This window comes from uncultured Gulosibacter sp., from assembly GCF_963509965.1.
Classification (GTDB): Bacteria; Actinomycetota; Actinomycetes; order Actinomycetales; family Microbacteriaceae; genus Gulosibacter.
In genome coordinates this window covers 71,489-89,406 of record NZ_CAUPDE010000002.1, presented here as the reverse complement: position 1 = coordinate 89,406, position 17,918 = coordinate 71,489, and the positions used below count along the sequence as shown (strand labels likewise).

Sequence of the window (17,918 nt, the reverse complement as noted above, 5' to 3'; positions counted from 1 at the left end):
CACTGCGGCACGTGGATCAGTTCACCGACGCACAATATTCCCACCTGCAGATGCTCGACGGCACCGAACTCAGCCGTCAAGAACAGCGCCGGCGCGCTCGTGCCTGGCAAATGTACGACGTCGCTAACTCGGCGTTCCAGGCGATCGTGGTGACGTTCGTGTTTGCCACCTATCTCGCATCCGATCTGTTTCTCGACCCCGAGGTAGTGGCGCTCGGCGCCGCCAACCCCGACAATCCCGTCTACCGCGCCGCGCAGGCGGGTTCGCAGCAGATAATCTCGGGGCTCGACCTGATTGCCGCGATCATCGTGGCCGTGCTGGCGCCCGCGCTCGGCCGTGCCACCGACGGCAGCGGCCGCCGCAAACGCCTCATGGTGGCGTTCTCGATGGTGACGATCACCGCGATGTTTGCGATGTTCTTCGTCTACCCGGGTGCCGAGTTCCTCTTCTTCGGGGCGCTGCTGCTGGCGATCGGCATCGTGTTCTCTGAGCTCGCGGGCGTGAACTACAACGCCATGCTCTCGCAGGTGGCCACGCGCGAAAACGTTGGGCGGGTATCGGGCACCGGTTGGGGGCTCGGCTATCTCGGATCGATCGTGTTGCTGCTGGTGGTGCTGGTGCTGTTCATCCAGAACTTCAACGGGGATGCGCCGGGCGCCGGCATCCTCGCGGTGCCCGATGGGGCTGACGGCGACGCGCTCAACATCCGGTTGACGGTGTTGGTTTCGGCGGTGTGGTTCTTACTGTTCATGATCCCGATCATGCGGCGCGTGCCCGAGGCGGCGCCGAATGTTACTGAAAAGCAGGTGAGCCTATTCGGTGCCTATCGCGAGCTCGGTGCCACTATCGGGCGGTTGTGGCGCGGCGACCGCAAATTGCTGCAGTTCTTGCTGGCGTCTGCCGTTTTTCGCGACGGTCTGGGTGCGGTGTTTGCGTGGGGTGCGGTGCTTGCCGCGCAAGTGTATGGCTTTTCGAGTTCTGAGGTGATCTATTTCGCGGTGGCCGCTAACCTCGCGGCGGGTGTGGGCACGCTCGCCTCGGGCCGGTTGGATGACCGGCTCGGCCCGAAGCCGGTGATTTTTGGTTCGCTGCTGTCGCTGATCACGGTGGGCCTGGTCATGATGCTAACCCCGAATGAGCCGCTCTACTTCTGGATATTCGCGCTGCTATTGTGCCTGTTCGTTGGGCCGGTGCAGTCGGCTTCGCGCTCATACCTGGCGCGCTACACCCCCGAGGGTCGGCAGGGTGAGATTTTCGGACTCTACGCCACCACCGGCCGCGCTGCGGGATGGCTGTCGAACCTGCTGTATTTCGCATTCATCACGTGGCTCGCGCACCCGAAGGCGGGGGTTTGGGGCATCCTGATTGTGTTTGCGCTTGGCCTGGCGCTCATGGCCACGGTGCCCGCCAAACGCGAGACGGTGAAGCTCTAACCGCCCCGTTTGGGAGCCGGCCGCTGCGGCTAGGATGCGGCTATGATGCAATGGCTGATCCGTCCTGCAACTGCCGATGATCTCGAGGGTATCGTCACCGTTCACATTGAGTCGTGGCGCGAAACGTATTCGGGGCTGCTGCCGGATGAGGTGATCGAGGCGAATTCGGTTCGTGCCGAACGCACCGCGATGTGGGCCGAGCTGCTGCACCCCGACAACGAGGCCACGGTGCTTGTTGGTGAGGCTGACGACCGAGTGGTGGGGTTTGCCTGTGCTGGCCCGGCACGGGATGCGGATGCGCCGGCCGACTTTGAGTTTTGGATGCTTTACACGCTGCAATCTACCCATGGCAGTGGCCTCGGGCAGGCGCTCACGGATGCGGTGCTGGGTGATCGGGAGGCATACCTGTGGTGCCTGATCGGCAACAGTCGCGGGATGGCGTTCCACCGCCGCAATGGGTTTGTGGTTGATCTGCCGCTGGGTTTGCGTCACGGTGGCGGCGATGTTCGCCTGGTGCGGTGCGTGTTCGGGGAAAGCGAGACGGGACCCGCTGTGCGGATCCCGTCTCGGTGAGTTCTGCGCTGCTTAAGCGTCAGCCTTGCGGCGGCGCAGCATGAATGCGGCACCACCGGCTACTGCGGCAGCGGCCACTGCGAACAGAGCGGGCAGACCCTCAGCACCGGTTGCGGCGAGGCTACCGGCGTTCTTGCCACCCTTGCCAGCTGCGGCGCTCGGTGCGACGCTCTGGGTTTCGGTGGGCAGCGGAGCTTCGGTCTCGGTAGCCGACGGAGCCGGTTCTTCAGTTTCGGCCGGCAGCGGCGTTTCTTCCGGAGTGGTCTCGGGGGCCGGGCACGGAACGGTTGCCTCGTAGGTGCCGGTGATGACCAGCTCGGCAGTCACCGCTTCTTTGGTGTTGTCGAGCGCGCTGTCACGCACCGCCTTGAAGGTGAATGTTGCCGACGAACCCTGCAGGCCCTCGCCCTCGGGGGTTTCGAGCGTGACGTTACCGTCTTCATCTTGAACTGCGGTGGTGTTGGCGTTCAGGGTGCCGAGCTCCCACTCGATGGTGGTTTCGCTCGTCGCCACCGGGTTCTGCAGCCCGTCAACGGTCAGGTGCTTGAACGTATCGGGCGTGGCGTTCTTACCGGGCTGCTCGGGGGTCCAGGTCTCGCCCGGCGTAACAGTGGCGTTCTCGAGCGTGATGGTGGCCTTGGCATCCTTCAGAGTCACGACCGAACCGGGGATGATCCGGAACCAGGGCCGACCGCTCTCTTCGTACCAGCCGTCCTGGAGCGAGGGATCTTTCTTCAGCTTTTCGGGGTGGATGCCCGTCCAGCCGTCGACGGCCGCGCTACCGAGGTACTGACCACTCGTGTCTTTGGGAACAACCTGTTCGTCACGGCTCACGTCGCGCGTTGCGGGGTACAGGTGTGCCTTACGCGACCAGTTCACCTCGAACTCGGAGTAGCAGCTGCCGTCGGCTCTGGTTTGAACAGGGCTGCTCGCGTCTTCGCCTTCTGCTGCCTGCGCGGGAAGTGCTACAACAGCGCCCGCGAGCACCATGGCCGCAACGCTTGCCACGGCAAAGCGCTTGTTCGTTTTGGTCATTACGTCGGTCCCTTTCAGTTACGACTGTCTGCGTACTTACTCAAGTAAATCTGTGAATGAATTGACTGTCAACATTTATGCGCTATAAAGAAAGCTTTTGTCGCCGCACCCGCACGGCTTTCCGTTATCGGAAGCGCAGCAGTCGCAGCGAGTTCAGCACCACGAACACGCTCGAAAACGCCATCGCGGCACCGGCAATCATTGGCGAGAGCATCCCGAAAGCGGCAAGCGGCAGCGCCAGCACGTTGTAACCGAATGCCCACATGAGGTTTTCGGCTATTACGCGGTTGAGTCGCCGCGACAACCGCACCGCATCCACGGCAGCGTCGAGCCCCGAGCGCACGAGAGTGATGTCGGCAGCCTGCATGGCGGCATCCGTACCACCACCCATCGCGATTCCGAGATCGGCGGTGGCAAGCGCCGGAGCGTCGTTCACACCGTCACCCACCATCGCCACACGCTTGCCGCGCGCCTGCAGCTGGGTGACGGAAGCCACTTTCTGCTCGGGCAGCACTTCGGCCACCACCTCGTCGATGCCCACCTGCTTGGCGACCGAACGGGCCACCGGTTCGGCATCGCCGGTGAGCAGCACCGGATGCATCCCCAGCTCACGCAGCTTCGCTATCGCTGCCGCCGAGCTGTCGCGCACCGTATCAGCAATGCCGATGATGCCGGCGGGCCGCTCGTCAATGGTGACCATCACCGCGGTCTCGCCGCGCTCGCCATGACCGTGCACGGCATCCGCGAGCGCAGCATCCAGGTCGGCCCCGGGGCGGGTGACCGACACCCGGGCGCCAGCGACAGTTGCGCTCACACCATGACCAGTCTGGCTGGTGAAATCGGTGGCGGCAGGATGCGCACCATCGTGGGCGTCGACGATCGCCATGGCGAGCGGATGCTTCGAGCCTTCTTCAACGGCCGCGGCAAGTTCGAGCACCTCGGCGGCGGCAAAACCCTCGGCCGCAGTGACGCCAACCACGCGCATCCGCCCCTCGGTGACGGTGCCGGTTTTGTCGAGCACGATCGTGTTGATCGACCGTGCGCGCTCGAGCGCTTCGGGCCCAGAAATAAGGATGCCCAGCTGCGCACCCCGACCGGTTCCGGCAAGGATCGCGGTCGGTGTGGCAAGCCCCAGCGCACACGGGCAGGCGATGATGAGCACCGCAACCGCGGCAGTGAACGCCAGCTCGACCCCACCGCCAGCGAGCAGCCACACCACGAGGGTGGCGAGCGACAGCCCGATCACCACCGGCACGAACACGCTCGAGATGCGGTCGGCGAGTCGCTGCGCTGCCGCTTTGCCGCTTTGGGCCTGTTCGACCATCCGCCCCATCTGCGCCAGCTGCGTGTCGGCACCTACGCGGGTGGCTTCCACTACCAGGCGGCCGTCGGTGTTCACCGTGGCACCGATGACCTCGCTGCCCTCGCCAACCTGCACCGGTACCGATTCGCCGGTGAGCATCGAGGTGTCAAGCGCCGCCCGGCCGCTGACCACGCGGCCGTCGGTTGCCACGCGGTCGCCGGGGCGAACCACAAACCGGTCGCCCACCCGCAGCTGCGAGGCCGGCACCCGGCGACCGTCTTCGAGCTCGGCTTCTTTTGCCCCCAGGTTCAGCAGCGCCCGCAGCGCCGAACCGGCCTGCCGCTTGGCGCGCGCCTCGAAATAGCGGCCCAGCAGCAAGAACGTCACCACGCCCGCGGCAACCTCAAAGTAGACGTTCCCGAGCCCCGAGGATGGGGTGGGTTGCCAGTCGAAACCATGCCGCATCCCAATTTCACCGGCGTGCCCGAACACGAGCGCGTACAGCGACCACAGCGTGGCCGCGGTGACCCCGAGCGATACGAGCGTGTCCATACTCGTGGTGCCGTGGCGTGCGTTCACGAGCGCCGCGCGGTGAAAGGGCCACGCTGCCCAGAGCACTACGGGCAGCGTGAGCACCATCGACACCCACTGCCAGCCGGCGAACTGCCAGGCGGGAACCATCGCCACCGCGATCACCGGCACGCTGAGCACCGCCGCAATGATGAAGCGGCGCAGATAGCCGCGAGCCTCGTCGCTTTCGGGTTCGGCTGCTGATTCGCGATGTTCGGTGGCATCGTAGCCGGCGGCGCGCACGGTGGCGATGAGGGCATCCACATCGGCGCTTCCGCTCACGCTGGCGCGCTCGAGTGCGAAATTAACGGATGCGGTCACGCCCGGCATTTTGTTGAGCTTGCGTTCGATGCGGCCTGCGCAGGCCGCGCAGGTCATACCCTGCAGATCGAGTTCGATCGTGCCGGCAGTGGGTTCAGGCAATCGATGTCACCTCGTATCCGGCCTCGGCGACCGCGTCACGAAGCAGCTGCGGGTCGATCGGTGCCTCGCTCGAAATCTCAGCAACTCCGGTGGTGTGGTCGACCGCCACCACCGTCACGCCGTCAATTTCGCTGAGCTCTTCGCGCACGCTCATTTCGCAGTGGCCGCAGGTCATTCCGGTGATGTTGAGCTGGGTGATCATGGTGGCTCCTATCGGATCGCGCCGTGTGGGTTATTTATGGTAACAAGGCTCGCCATTCACTATTCCCTATGCAACAGTTTTGCCGGCGTGTATCACCCAGTTGAGAACTGTTATTGTGTGGAAATCCGCCTTCGGCACTTCGGCATCATGCATCCCGAAAGTTTGAGACACCATGCATCCTGACGCCCCGGAGCAACCGGCCAGCGAAGCAGCGCCACAACCGGCTACTGCACCGATCCTGCCCCGTAAAAAACCCACAGTGCGGCAGGTGATTTTCGCATCAATTTGGCTCATCGTCGGTGTCGCCGTGGCGGTGTCGCTCGTGAAGCTCGCGTTCTTCAACACTCGCCCAGCCGATGCAGACGCCCCCTCGGGCTCACTCACCTCGCCCACGGTGACCGTTACGCGCGGCAGTGTCATTAACGAGTTCACGGCCGCCGGTTCGCTCGTCGCCGACCCCGGTGTACCGCAGCGCGCCACCGACCAGGGCACGGTCACCGTGGTGTTCGTAAAGCAGGGCGACCGCATCGAGCGCGGCCAACCGCTATTCGAGGTGCGCGAAGAAATCGGTCAAACCGACCCCGAACCGATTGGCGAACCCGACCCCACCACGGGGGAGCCGCCCGAGATGTCGAAACCCGAGCCGATCTACCAGTACCACGAGATCACCGCCACCGCCTCGGGTGTGCTCACCAAGTTCACACCGCTACCAAAAATGCAGGTGGGTGTGGGCGACGAAATCGGCGAAATCGGCCCCGGTACGTTCACGGCGGTGGCGAATATCAGCGCCAATCTGCAGTTCCGGATGCTCGACCAGCCGTCACAGGCCACGGTCTCGATCGCCGGTGGCCCGGCACCGTTCGACTGCGGCAAAATCGAGATCGGTGCGGTTGAGGGCGATCAGTCACGGAGTGCGCCACAACCTGAGCCGCTGAATGCGGATGACCCGTACGCACCACCGGCGGATGGCGGCAACAGCCCCATCACCGGGCAGCTGCGCTGCGCCGTGCCTGACGACCAGAAAGTGTTCGCCGGGCTGAGCGCCGATATCACGGTGGTTTCGGGCAGCGCCGAGGATGTGCTCGTGCTGCCGGTAACCGCGGTGCGCGGCGACTATGCCACCGGCATCGTCTACCTGCCGAACGAATCTGGCGACCCCACCGAACAGCCCGTCGAACTCGGACTCACCGACGGGGTCATGATCGAGATCAAATCGGGGCTCAACGAGGGCGACACCGTGCTCGAATATGTGCCGAGCGAAGTGCCCATGTATCAAGAGGATATGGGCTGGTGATCGAGCCACGCGACCGGGTGCTCGAGGTGATCGACGTGACCCGCGAGGTTGATCTTCCCGACGGTGAAAAGTTGCGCATCCTACGCGGGGTGAACCTGACAGTGTACGCGGGCGACCGCGTCGCGGTGCTCGGCAGATCCGGTGCCGGAAAAACCACCCTGCTGAATCTTTTGGGGATGATCGACCAGCCCACCAGCGGTCAAATCGTGTTCCGCGGCCAGGATGCATCAAGACTTCCCGTAAACAAACTCGCCAAACTGCGCGGCCGGTCGGTGGGGTTTGTGTTCCAGCAGTTCAACCTGCTCGATAACCGCACCGCGCTCGAGAACGTGATGATGCCGCTGCACTACGGCACCCCGTGGCAGTTTTGGAACCGGCAGGCGCTCGCGGCGCAGGCACTGGCGCAGGTGGGCTTGGCTGATCGCGCCGACCAGTTACCGCGCCGGCTGTCGGGCGGTGAGCAGCAGCGCGTCGCCATCGCCCGCGCTATTGTGCGGCGGCCGCAGCTGCTGCTGGCCGATGAACCCACTGGCGCGCTCGATGTTGGTACCGCCCGCGATGTGATGTCGCTGCTGAAATCGAGCAGCAAACACACCGGTGCGGCGCTGCTGACCATCACCCACGACCTGCAGGTGGCTGCGCAATTTGACCGCATCCTGGTGCTACAAAACGGCGTGCTCACCGAATGCACGATGGCCGAGGCTGAGCAGCTGCTCACCGAGCAGGTGAAAGCTGCCACACCCTCAGCCGGCAGCAGCGAGGTGGATGCGTGACTACCAAACGCCGACCGATCAAGACTCGGCAGCCCGGCGAGGCTGAGCGGGGTGCCCGCATCACCGGGTTTGTGGCGCTGATTGTGGATGCGTGGCACGAGCTGCGCGTTAACCGCCTGCGCATCCTGCTGGCGCTTATCGGTATTACGGTTGCCGTGATTGGGCTCACCGGCGCGTTGGGTGTTGGGGAGATCACCACGAGCGTCACCGAACAGAGTATTGAGCGCAGCGGTGGGCGCAGCGCCACCGTGCAGGTGACCGGCCGCCACACTCCCGAGCAGCTTGATCGGCTGCAGCGACTGCCGAATGATTTCGGCGTCACCCACCATTCGCTGCACGCCGAAGCGAAGGGCACCGCCTGGACTCCAAGCCAGAAGATTCCGGTGGATCTCGCCGCTATCGAACCCGCCTACACCACTATTTTTCGGCAACCGATCAGTCGGGGACGGGTTTTACAAGACTCAGATGCCGATCTGCTGGCGCCGGGCGTCATGGTTAACGAGAAGCTGTGGCAGCTGCTCGGTGAGCCCGATATTGCATCCGGTGCCACGGTTGATTTTCGCGATGGCGACCGTCGGCAGCTGTTCACGATTGTTGGGGTCGTGAAACCCGAGTTCGGTGAGTTTGACTCGCCGCGCGCCTGGTTTCTGTTCGAGCAATTGCAGCTGATGCCGGGGGTAAAACCCGACCAGCTGAGCGTGAACCTGCTCATGTGGGTGCCGCGCGAAATTGGTGACCAGCTCGCCTATCAGCTCAACGAACAGCTCAGCGCGAGCGGGATGAACGCCGTGCGGCTCGACTGGGGCGAACAGGCCGCCCAATCAACGGCGGTGATCACCTGGCTCGTGGTCGGTGCCGCCGTCGGAATGTTCGCGCTCGGGGCGCTGGGGCTCGTGAACATCAACATTGTGACCATGCAGCAGCGCGTACGCGAGATCGGTATTCGCCGCAGCTACGGGGCAACAAGCGCCCGCATCTTCTTCGGGGTGCTGCTCGAATCGGTGGTCGCCACGTTCATTGCCGGCATCGTCGGCGTAACCCTCACTGTGATCGCGCTGCAGAACCCGGTCACGCTCGGGTTCTTCCGCGATATGGGGCTGCTCGAGCCGCCACCTTTCCCAATGGTGCCAGCCCTGATTGGGCTGGCTTCGGCCACCGTGGTGGGTGCGCTTGCCGGGGCGCTGCCGGCGCTCAAAGCCACGCGCGTACAGATCATCGATGCGATTCGCTATTGAGCCTGCATCTCAGCGTGTCAGGGGCCGGTTCCCGTATCGTGACCGTATGCACAACATCACGGTCGAAGAGCTGGGCAAGCTCGGTGAAAACATCAACCTGATCGATATCCGCGAGCCTTATGAACACGACGAGGTGCGCGTGCCGTTCGCCAAGCACATTCCGCTGGGTGAGCTTGACGCGCGACTGGATGAGCTCGGCGAAAATCCCTACATCATGTGCCACGGCGGCGGCCGTTCGGCCCGCACCGTGCAGCTGCTCGCCCAGCAGGGCATCGAAACCACCAATGTTTCGGGCGGCATCTCGGCCTGGGAAGCAGCCGGTCTGCCGGTTGAGCGCGGCTAGCACATTGCCAGGCTTCGAGCAGGTGCGCCAGCTCGCCGCCAAGCGCGGTGGGCCGGCGCACCTGCTCATTGAGCACCGCGGCGAAATTGTTGTCGACCAGCGCATCGGGGTTGGCCCGCAGGCCGCGTTCTGGCCCTTTTCGGTGTCGAAGATTTTCATTGCGGCACTGGTGTGGTCGCTCATCGCCGATGGCACACTCGATCTGCACACTCCTGTCGCCGAACACTGGCCCGAGTTCGCGGCCGCCAGCCGGGCAGCCGAAGCGAAGTCGGCAATCACCGTGATGGATGTGCTCACGCACCGTTCGGGGCTGCCGCGACCGGGTGGGCCGCTGCGCGAGCTGCTGGTGCTGGGCGACTATGCCCGCAATATCCGGCAAATTGAAGCCGCATCCCCCATCCGCCCACCAAGCGGTCGGCCCGCCTACGAGTGGCTGGCGTGGGGCTACATCCTTGGTGAACTGGCCTGCCGAGCCACCGGCACGAGCGGCGTGACTGATGCCGGGCGCCCGCTTGCCGAGCTGCTGCGACAGCGCGTGCTCGACCCCATTGGAGCGCACGACACGTTTTTGGGCCTGCCCGGCACCGAACGCTGGCGCGCGGTGCCGCTGATCGCGCGCGGCCCGGCGACGCTGCCGGTTGCGGCGGTGCTCAATAGCGCCCGCGTGCGCCGGGCCGTGATTCCCGCCGGTGGGGTTTCAACCACCGCGTTCGATACGCTGCGGTTGCTGCGCGAATTGCGCTCGGGTGGCGAACGGCTGGGCCTGCGGCCAGAACATGTGGCGCAGCTGATCGCCCCGTCGAACGCCGGCGAATACGATCCGTTCGCCGGTTCGCGCACCTGGTGGGGGCATGGCGTGCAGCTGGGTCACCCGGCGGCGCACGCGATCAATGCTTCGGCGTTCGGCCGGTTCACCTCAGCCCGCGCCTGGGGCCACAATGGTTCGAATGTGGCGATCGCCTGGTTCGACCCCGACCGCGATCTGAGCTTCGTATATTTTTCGGGCATTATCGAAATGTTCCCCGTCAACCGGCTGCGGTTATTGCGGCTGCAGGATGCGGCGGTGCGCGCGGCCGACAGCACTCATTAGCCACCGGCTACGCTGAACGCCATGGGTGATCTGGCTCGGGAACTGCTGCAGCGGGTGTGGGGCTATCCCGATTTTCGCGGTAATCAGCGCGAAATCATCGACCACGTCATCGCCGGCGGTGACGCCCTCGTGCTCATGCCAACCGGCGGCGGCAAATCGCTGTGCTACCAGGTGCCCGCGCTCGCCCGCCCCGGCACCGGGGTGGTGATCTCGCCGCTGATCGCGCTCATGCACGACCAGGTGGATGCGCTCGCGCAGCTTGGCGTGCGTGCCGCCTACCTCAACTCGACGCTCGATCAACCCAGCCGCCAAGCGGTCGAACAGCAGTTTTTGGCCGGCGAGCTCGATCTGCTGTACCTGGCACCCGAGCGGTTGCAGCAGTCGCTGCCGCTGCTGCAACGCGGCAAGATTTCGCTGTTCGCAATCGACGAGGCGCACTGCGTTTCGCAGTGGGGGCACGATTTCCGCCCCGACTATCTACAGCTGGGCATGCTCGGCGACACCTGGCCGGATGTGCCACGCATCGCGCTGACCGCCACGGCTACGGTGCAAACCCGCGAAGAGATTGTCGAGCGGCTGCAGCTCACCGACGCCCGCCGGTTTATTTCGAGCTTCGACCGGCCAAACATTCAGTACCGCATCGTCGCCAAAGACCGGGTAACCGATTCGCTCATCCGATTCATCCGCCGCGAACACGAGGGCCACTCGGGCATCGTCTACTGCCTGTCACGTAAAACAACCGAGCAGTTCGCCGCCAAACTCACCGCCGCGGGCCTGCCCGCGCTCCCCTATCACGCCGGGCTACCGGCTGAAACACGGGCCGATCACCAGGCGCGGTTTTTGCGTGAAGAGGGGCTGATTATTTGCGCCACGATCGCGTTCGGGATGGGGATCGACAAACCCGATGTGCGCTTCGTCGCGCATGTTGATCTGCCAAGATCGGTGGAGGGCTACTACCAAGAAACCGGCCGCGCGGGCCGTGATGGTGAACCGGCCACGGCCTGGCTCGCCTACGGGCTGAGTGATGTGGTGCAGCTGCGCCGCATGATCGATCAGGGCGGCGGTGACGAGTTCTACCGGCGCCAGCAATCGCTGCATCTGGATGCGATGCTGGCACTGTGCGAAACCGCCGGTTGTCGTCGCCAAATGCTGCTCGCCTATTTTGGTGAGGATTCTGCACCCTGCGGCAATTGCGACAACTGTTTGCAGCCGCCCGAAACCTGGGATGGCACCGTTGCGGCCCAGAAGCTGATGTCGACCGTTGTTCGGCTCAATACCGAGCGCGGGCAGCGCTTTGGTGCCGGGGCAAGCATCGATATTTTGCTCGGGCGCAAAACCGAGCGCACGCAGCGGTTCAATCACGAGTCGCTGTCGACGTTCGGAATCGGTGGCGAACTGGATGAGGCCGGTTGGCGTGCGGTGGTGCGGCAAATGCTCGCGCAGCGCTATGTGGATGCGGTGGGAGAGTACGGCGTGCTGGTGGTCACCGAGCGCGGTGGCGAGGTGCTCTCGGGCCGTGAACGGGTGACGCTGCGAAAAGATCCGAAACGTAGGTCGGCGACTCCGCGCCGCCGCGTATCGAGCGCGCTGGAGGAGCTATCGACCGATCAGCGCAAACGCTTCGATGCGCTGCGCGAATGGCGGCTCGAGATCGCCCGCGCACAGGGGGTGCCTGCCTATGTGGTGTTCACGGATGCGACCCTGCGGCAGATCGCCATCGAACGGCCGACCACCACGGCCGAGCTGGCAGAAATTTCGGGTGTGGGCCGCAGCAAACTCGAAAACTATGGCGACGAAGTGCTCGAGGTGCTCGCTAGAAGTTCATCCGAATGAAGAACACCGCCGCACCGGCCACAAACAGCACGGCGCCGCTGACAATGAGCGCGATCGCCGGCCGCCGCTCATTCTCGGGCTTATGGCTGCTCACCACAGTGGGCAGTTTTTCGTCTTCGAGCCCGTGCACCCAGCGCTGCTGGCTGTCAAAATTGGCCGGCACTTCTAGCCCGTCATCAACGCTGCTATCGCCCGCATCCGATCCAAAAACAGGATGCGCGGGGCGACTCAACGCCCGCAGCCGCACCACCCCGAAACCGATCAACAGCACCCCCGCCAGTATCAACACGCTGGCAAAAACAAACACTGCCGCCTGTTTGATGAACAGGCTAATAAACGACATCACAGCTTTGAGCCCTGCACCTCAAAGGTGTTGCACGCCCCAACACCCTTTTCATAACCGGTCATGAGCCAGCGAGTGCGTTGCTCGCTGGTACCGTGCGAAAACGTTTCGGGCTGCACCTGCATCCCCGATTGACGCTGGATCGAGTCGTCACCAATCGCCTGCGCCGCCGAGATGGTCTGCGCAATCTCATCACGGGTAGGCTCCCGCAAAATCTGGTTGCCCTGCGCATCCCTGGCCCGCGTGGCCCCTCCCATCCAGGCTCCCGCGTAGCAGTCGGCCTGCAGCTCCAGCCGCACCATACCGCCGGTGGGGCCGAGATCGCGGTGATCAACCTTCGAGAGGATGCCCTGCTGGTGCTGGATGTGGTGACCCCACTCATGCGCGAGCACATACATTTCGGCAAGCGGCCCGCCGGATGCACCAAACCGGTCGGTGAGGATCTGGAAGAACGCGCCATCAATGTAGATCGACTCGTCAGCCGGGCAGTAGAACGGGCCCACAGCATTCGACGCCGCACCACAGGCGCTATTGGTCGAGCCGTCATAAAGAATCACCGACGGGTCGCGATAGCCACGAACACCCAAGCTGGCAGCCTCGGCCGCCCAGAACTGCTCGAGGGTAACCGCCCCGCCCTCCATTCGACAGTCGATGGAGGCATTGGCCTGCTCGCCGGTGCACTGCAGATTCTCTTCCTGCTGCTGCGAGGTGCCCGCACTCGGAACAAAGAACTGTGTGACGTCAACGCCAAGAAACTGCATCGACAAAAAACCCAGGATGAGCGCGAGCGCCCCACCCCCACCCACAGCGGCAACGCCGCCGCGGCGACGGCGCACATTGCGCGAATCAAAATTCGCATTGTCGTTAAACGTCATGACTCTAATCTATCTGGGCTGCCAAACAACGCGCATCCGACAGCCGCGAAGGCCGCGAAACGCCGCGGGGTTCGAGCAGCCCCGTCGAACCCCCAGCAACCAAAACTAGTGGCGGTGATGCTGCGCACGCAGGGTCTTCTCATGCACCGGCGCGTTACCCGAGGCACGCAGCAGCTCATAATGCTCCGCCGCCTCAGCCTGCCGCTCAGCCTCGGCACCGGTGGCGATCTTGGCGCGCAAATGCGCATCCTCATACCCGTATGCCGCCACGAGATCCTGCGCGTGCGGGCGCAGCTTCGCCACCAGCCGGTTGAGATACGACGACACCATCCGCGCCCGCTGCACCGTCAACCTGCCCGACATCAAATGCCAGCCAAGGTCGCGCTGAATAACCTCGAGCCCGTACAAATCACGCAGCGCGGTAAGGATGCGGTGGGTGTCGCTGGCGGGATCAAACCGGTCGAGCGCGCGCGTGAATGACTCCCACTGCAGCAACTCACCATAGGCGCCGCCCGCCAGAATCAGCTTGTTTTGCTGCTGGTTGAACGCATCCCGCTGCACCTGCTTCGACTCGTTACGCACCCGCGCAAGCGCCATCGCAATCTCGGCGATTGGTTCTTCTACCCGCGCGGCAAGCAGCTGCCGCTGATGCGCGGGGTCACGCAACCATCCCACCGAGCGACCAAACCGGCCGAAGTCACCGACATTGGCACCCAACCGCGCCAGCCCAATGCCGCGGTAGGCGCGCGACCCCACCTGCGAGGCCACAGTGCGCACCGCATCCTGTTTTAACCGGGCGAGATGATCGTCGAGCAGGCGCTTCCCCACCAGCTGCAGTAGCACATTGTTGTCGCCCTCGAAGGTGGCATACACGTCCATATCGGCGCGCAATCCAACCAACCGGTTTTCGGCGAGAAACCCCGCTCCACCGCACGCCTCGCGCGCGGTCTGCAGGCTGTCGAGTGCCTGCCAGGTGGCAACGGGCTTCAGTGCCGCCGCCAGAGTTTCGAGATCGGCACGGTTCTCGGGCGTGTCGGCAATGTCTTGGAAAACCTCGTGAAACTTCCGCAGCAGCTCATCATGCGCGAAGGTCGCGGCATAGGCACGGGCCACCTCGGGCATCAGCCGCCGCTGGTGCCGCTGATAGTCGAGCAGCGTCACCTCGTCGCCGTCAGCCCCGGCAAACTGTCGCCGCTGATTGCCATAGGTGACCGCAATCGCGGTGGCCGCACGCATCGCCACCGCCGAGGCGCCGTCGAGCGAAACACGCCCCTGAACGAGCGTGCCGAGCATCGTGAAAAAGCGTCGGCCGGGTGATTCGATCGTCGAGTGATAGGTGCCGTCAGCGGCAACATCGCCGTAGCGGTTCAGCAGATAATCGCGCGGAATGCGCACATTCGTGAAGTGCAGGCGACCGTTGTCAATACCGTTGAGGCCGCCCTTGAGCCCATCATCTTCGCCACCAACGCCCGGCAAGAAGTTCCCCGCCTCGTCACGCAGCGGCACAAAAAAGCAGTGCACACCGTGGTTCACTCCCCCGGTAATCAGCTGCGCAAACACGGTGGCGGCCCGACCGTGCAGCGCCGCATTGCCGAGATAGTCTTTCCAGGCACCGCGAAACGGGGTGTGGATGATGAACTCTTCGGTTTCGGGGTCGTAGGTGGCGGTGGTGCCAATCGAGGCGACATCCGAGCCATGCCCGGTTTCGGTCATCGCGAACGCGCCGGGCAGATCGAGACTCATCACCTCGCGCAGCCAGCGGTCGTGATGCACCTCGGTGCCCAGATGCAAAATCGCGGCCCCGAACAGCCCCCACTGCACACCGCCCTTGATCTGCAGGCTGGGGTCGGCGAGCACAAGCTCTTCAAACGCGGCGATATTGCCACCGGCCGTGTTGCCGCCGCCATATTTCACCGGATACGCGAGCGCCGGGGTGCCGGTTGCAACCAGCCTGCGGCTCTGCTCGAATACGCGCTCGCGGTGCTCGGGCATGCCGAGGCTGTCGTCGCGCCAAAACGCTGGGTTTGCGGCATTGCGACGCCCGGCAAGCCGTTCTTTTGGCCAGCTGCCAAGCAGTGCCTGATGCACTGCCTCGCGGTCGATTCGGCCGCCGGAGGCGCTCGAGTCGAGTTCGGGATCTTCGAGCGAGTCGACTGCCTGGGCCAGCTCGTTGGGCGACAGATCGTCGATTGGGGGTTCGGCCAGCTGTGGCCGGGATGCATCTGCTTGCGTTGACATGTCGGGCCTCCGTTCACGCGCCATTGCGTTATCTGAATCACGGTAAGACCGCCACCGCGAGTAGCCGCTGAAGTTTTGCCCGCGAATACAAGCCACCCTCCAAAATCGAGCCGTCGGCTTGTAGGGTTGCCGCAAATCATTCAGAAACGCATCGCGGGAGCCCACCGAGTGTGAGCTCCCGCGATGCGCGGTCGAAGTGCGATAGCTATGCCTCTTGCAGCGCGTCTTTGAGTTTCACGCGGCCGCTGCGCAGCACCGTGTTCTCGTAGATTCGCGCACCCATCCACAGGAACAGCACCGTCGTGGCAGCCAGCACGAGCAGTGCCAGCAGCGGCTCCCACCACGCCGCCGTGCCCGCAAACAGCCGCAGCGGCATCGCCACCGGCGACGAGAGCGGGATGTAGCTCAGCCAGGTGAGCACCGGCTGGTTCGTGTTGAACATGATGACCAGCAGGTACGGTGCCATCGCCACGAAAGTGAGCACCGAAGTGGCGCTCGGCACATCCTCGGGCCGAGAAACGGTTGAGGCAACCCCGGCATACAGTGCCGCGAAGAGCATGAACCCCACCACGAACAGCACCGCAAACCAGATCAGCCCAATCGTGAGCGCAGCGGGATCGCCGAGGTCACCACCGGAAAGCTGCCCGGTGGCCGCCAGCGTGACAAACGCGGCGACCACCACCGCCACCACCTGCACCAGCGCGAGCATCGTGCCGCCGATCACTTTGCCCGCGAGGATCGTGCGGGGACGAACCGTCACCAGCAGCAGCTCAACAATGCGCGAGGCCTTCTCTTCCACGACGTTCTGGGCGATGCGGGCGGCATAGCCCACCACACCCACCATGAACAGCATCCCGAGGAAGACGCCCGCCACATAGGTCACCAGCGGTGACAGCTCGGTGTCGGGTTTGTCGATCATCGCAGTGGGGGGTGTGACCGTGAGCGCGTCAATGATGTTGACGGGGGTGCCGTCTTTACCGAGCACCACCGCCGGCGCTTCACTCGGAATCTGCACCTGCTGGCCACGGTCGTCGTAGACGGTCACACCATTTGCCTCGGCACCCGAGACGATGGCCGAGCTGGCGTCACCGCTACGCACCTTCTCAATCGCCTGTTCCACCGAATCGACCTTTTCGGCATTGATCCCAGCCTGTTGCAGCTGCTCGGCATCGAGCGTGGTAACCACCGTCTCATCCGGGTTAACCCCGGCGGCACTGGCAAAAATCGAACCCAGTAGCTTCTGACCGCCGATCAGCAGCACGATGACCGCGACCGTCATAATCAGCCCCCAAATGAAGGCCTTGCTGCGGGCGGTGGTAACAATCTCACGCTTGGCGACAAGCATCGCACCCTGCACGGTGCTCAAACCGGTCGCGTCACTGGCGGCGGTGGTTTCGACTGGTGCAGTCATTAGCGCACCTCCTTAAAAATCGTGGTGAGCGGCACGAGGTGGCGACCAAACTCGCTGACCTGACCGTGCCCGATGGCATCGCGCAACAATTGCTGGGCGCGCGCGGCCGATTCGGCTGCATCCCCCGCAATGCGCACCACAACGCCATCTTCAAGACGCTCGAGCACCTCGACGCCGGGCTGCTGAGCAAGCCAGCCGTGATCTTCGACACCAATTCGATAGAGCCCACGCGAGTGAGCTTCCTGCAGCTCGCGGCGCGTGCCGGCAGCCTTAATCTCGCCCTGCGAGATAATCACCAGGTTGTCGCTGAGCTTTTCGACCACCTCAAGCTGGTGCGACGAGAACAGCACCGGCGCACCCCTCTTGGCGCGCTGCTCGAGCACGTCCAGCACCACCTCCACCGCGATCGGGTCAAGCCCCGAGAACGGTTCGTCAAGCACCAGAATGTTCGGCTCGTGCACCAGCGCCACACAGATCTGGGCGCGCTGCTGGTTACCCAGCGAGAGCGATTCAACGGTCTCGTCGCGGCGTTCACTCAACCCGAGGTGATCGAGCAATGCATCCGCCCGCCGAGCCGCAACCGACTTTTCAACCCCGTGCAACTGCGCGAAATACACGATCTGCTCGTGCAGCTTCATCTTGGGGTAGAGGCCACGCTCTTCGGGCATGTAGCCAATGCCAACACGGTCGGTCGCCGTAATCGGCCGCCCATTCAACAGCACCTCACCCGAAGTGGGACGAATGAGCCCGAGCATCGCCCGCATCGTCGTCGTCTTTCCGGCACCGTTCGCGCCAACGAAGCCCGTCAACTTCCCCGGTTCAACCGTGAACGAGACGTTTTTGAGAACTTGCCGGTCGCCGTACTGATGGCTGAGGTTGCGAATCTCAATCATGCAGCCTCCTTGCATTCGCCATGTGAGTTCGAACGCGTTGCACGCTAATGC

Annotated in this window: 16 protein-coding genes; 8 read left to right on the top strand and 8 right to left on the bottom strand. The window is 63.9% G+C overall.

Annotated elements, in window-relative coordinates:
- Window positions 1-11 precede the first annotated feature (11 nt).
- The gene (locus tag RQ865_RS02400) at window positions 12-1,433 is read left to right on the top strand and encodes an MFS transporter (RefSeq protein ID WP_311477204.1); all 1,422 of its coding nucleotides are present in this window, start codon (window positions 12-14) and stop codon (window positions 1,431-1,433) included.
- 42 nt (window positions 1,434-1,475) lie between these two features.
- Window positions 1,476-2,006, top strand: coding sequence for a GNAT family N-acetyltransferase (locus RQ865_RS02395; RefSeq protein WP_311477202.1), 531 nt, complete (start codon window positions 1,476-1,478; stop codon window positions 2,004-2,006).
- Window positions 2,007-2,018: 12 nt separating this feature from the next.
- On the opposite strand, the gene RQ865_RS02390 is transcribed toward RQ865_RS02395, so the two are convergent.
- The 3 genes from RQ865_RS02390 to RQ865_RS02380 form a co-directional block, all read right to left on the bottom strand.
- Window positions 2,019-3,041, bottom strand: a complete 1,023-nt coding sequence (locus tag RQ865_RS02390; protein WP_311477200.1) for an LPXTG cell wall anchor domain-containing protein — start codon at window positions 3,039-3,041, stop codon at window positions 2,019-2,021.
- 124 nt (window positions 3,042-3,165) lie between these two features.
- Window positions 3,166-5,337, bottom strand: coding sequence for a heavy metal translocating P-type ATPase (locus RQ865_RS02385; RefSeq protein WP_311477198.1), 2,172 nt, complete (start codon window positions 5,335-5,337; stop codon window positions 3,166-3,168).
- Window positions 5,330-5,539 (bottom strand): heavy-metal-associated domain-containing protein, encoded by a 210-nt coding sequence (locus RQ865_RS02380; protein WP_311477196.1) that lies wholly within the window; start codon window positions 5,537-5,539, stop codon window positions 5,330-5,332. The genes RQ865_RS02385 and RQ865_RS02380 overlap by 8 nt, the downstream gene beginning before the upstream one ends.
- 268 nt (window positions 5,540-5,807) lie before the next feature.
- On the opposite strand from RQ865_RS02380, the gene RQ865_RS02375 reads away from it, so the two are divergent.
- The 6 genes from RQ865_RS02375 to recQ are packed head-to-tail and all read left to right on the top strand — an operon-like array spanning window position 5,808 to window position 12,107.
- Window positions 5,808-6,833: a hypothetical protein gene (locus RQ865_RS02375; protein WP_311477195.1), complete on the top strand. Its 1,026-nt coding sequence runs from the start codon at window positions 5,808-5,810 to the stop codon at window positions 6,831-6,833.
- Window positions 6,830-7,606 carry an ABC transporter ATP-binding protein gene (locus tag RQ865_RS02370; RefSeq protein WP_311477194.1) on the top strand — a complete coding sequence of 259 codons (777 nt, stop codon included), beginning with the start codon at window positions 6,830-6,832 and terminating at the stop codon, window positions 7,604-7,606. The genes RQ865_RS02375 and RQ865_RS02370 overlap by 4 nt, the downstream gene beginning before the upstream one ends.
- Window positions 7,603-8,841 (top strand): ABC transporter permease, encoded by a 1,239-nt coding sequence (locus RQ865_RS02365; RefSeq protein ID WP_311477193.1) that lies wholly within the window; start codon window positions 7,603-7,605, stop codon window positions 8,839-8,841. The genes RQ865_RS02370 and RQ865_RS02365 overlap by 4 nt, the downstream gene beginning before the upstream one ends.
- Window positions 8,842-8,887: 46 nt before the next feature.
- The gene (locus tag RQ865_RS02360) at window positions 8,888-9,184 is read left to right on the top strand and encodes a rhodanese-like domain-containing protein (protein ID WP_311477191.1); all 297 of its coding nucleotides are present in this window, start codon (window positions 8,888-8,890) and stop codon (window positions 9,182-9,184) included.
- 4 nt (window positions 9,185-9,188) lie between these two features.
- Window positions 9,189-10,274: a serine hydrolase domain-containing protein gene (locus RQ865_RS02355; protein WP_311477189.1), complete on the top strand. Its 1,086-nt coding sequence runs from the start codon at window positions 9,189-9,191 to the stop codon at window positions 10,272-10,274.
- 21 nt (window positions 10,275-10,295) lie between these two features.
- Window positions 10,296-12,107 carry a DNA helicase RecQ gene (recQ, locus tag RQ865_RS02350; protein ID WP_311477186.1) on the top strand — a complete coding sequence of 604 codons (1,812 nt, stop codon included), beginning with the start codon at window positions 10,296-10,298 and terminating at the stop codon, window positions 12,105-12,107.
- Here the strand turns inward: recQ and RQ865_RS02345 are convergent.
- The 5 genes from RQ865_RS02345 to RQ865_RS02325 all read right to left on the bottom strand — a co-directional run bounded on the left by RQ865_RS02345 (window position 12,088) and on the right by RQ865_RS02325 (window position 17,867).
- A complete protein-coding gene (locus RQ865_RS02345; protein WP_311477185.1) occupies window positions 12,088-12,450 on the bottom strand; it encodes a hypothetical protein in 363 nt (120 codons plus the stop codon). The genes recQ and RQ865_RS02345 overlap by 20 nt on opposite strands.
- Window positions 12,450-13,325: a neutral zinc metallopeptidase gene (locus RQ865_RS02340; protein WP_311477183.1), complete on the bottom strand. Its 876-nt coding sequence runs from the start codon at window positions 13,323-13,325 to the stop codon at window positions 12,450-12,452. Before RQ865_RS02340 ends, RQ865_RS02345 begins: the two co-directional genes overlap by 1 nt.
- Before the next feature lie 105 nt (window positions 13,326-13,430).
- Window positions 13,431-15,563, bottom strand: coding sequence for an acyl-CoA dehydrogenase (locus tag RQ865_RS02335; RefSeq protein WP_311477181.1), 2,133 nt, complete (start codon window positions 15,561-15,563; stop codon window positions 13,431-13,433).
- Between the two features lie 205 nt (window positions 15,564-15,768).
- Window positions 15,769-16,974, bottom strand: coding sequence for an ABC transporter permease (locus RQ865_RS02330; RefSeq protein WP_311477180.1), 1,206 nt, complete (start codon window positions 16,972-16,974; stop codon window positions 15,769-15,771).
- Window positions 16,974-17,867, bottom strand: coding sequence for an ATP-binding cassette domain-containing protein (locus RQ865_RS02325; protein ID WP_311477178.1), 894 nt, complete (start codon window positions 17,865-17,867; stop codon window positions 16,974-16,976). The genes RQ865_RS02330 and RQ865_RS02325 overlap by 1 nt, the downstream gene beginning before the upstream one ends.
- Window positions 17,868-17,918 lie beyond the last annotated feature (51 nt).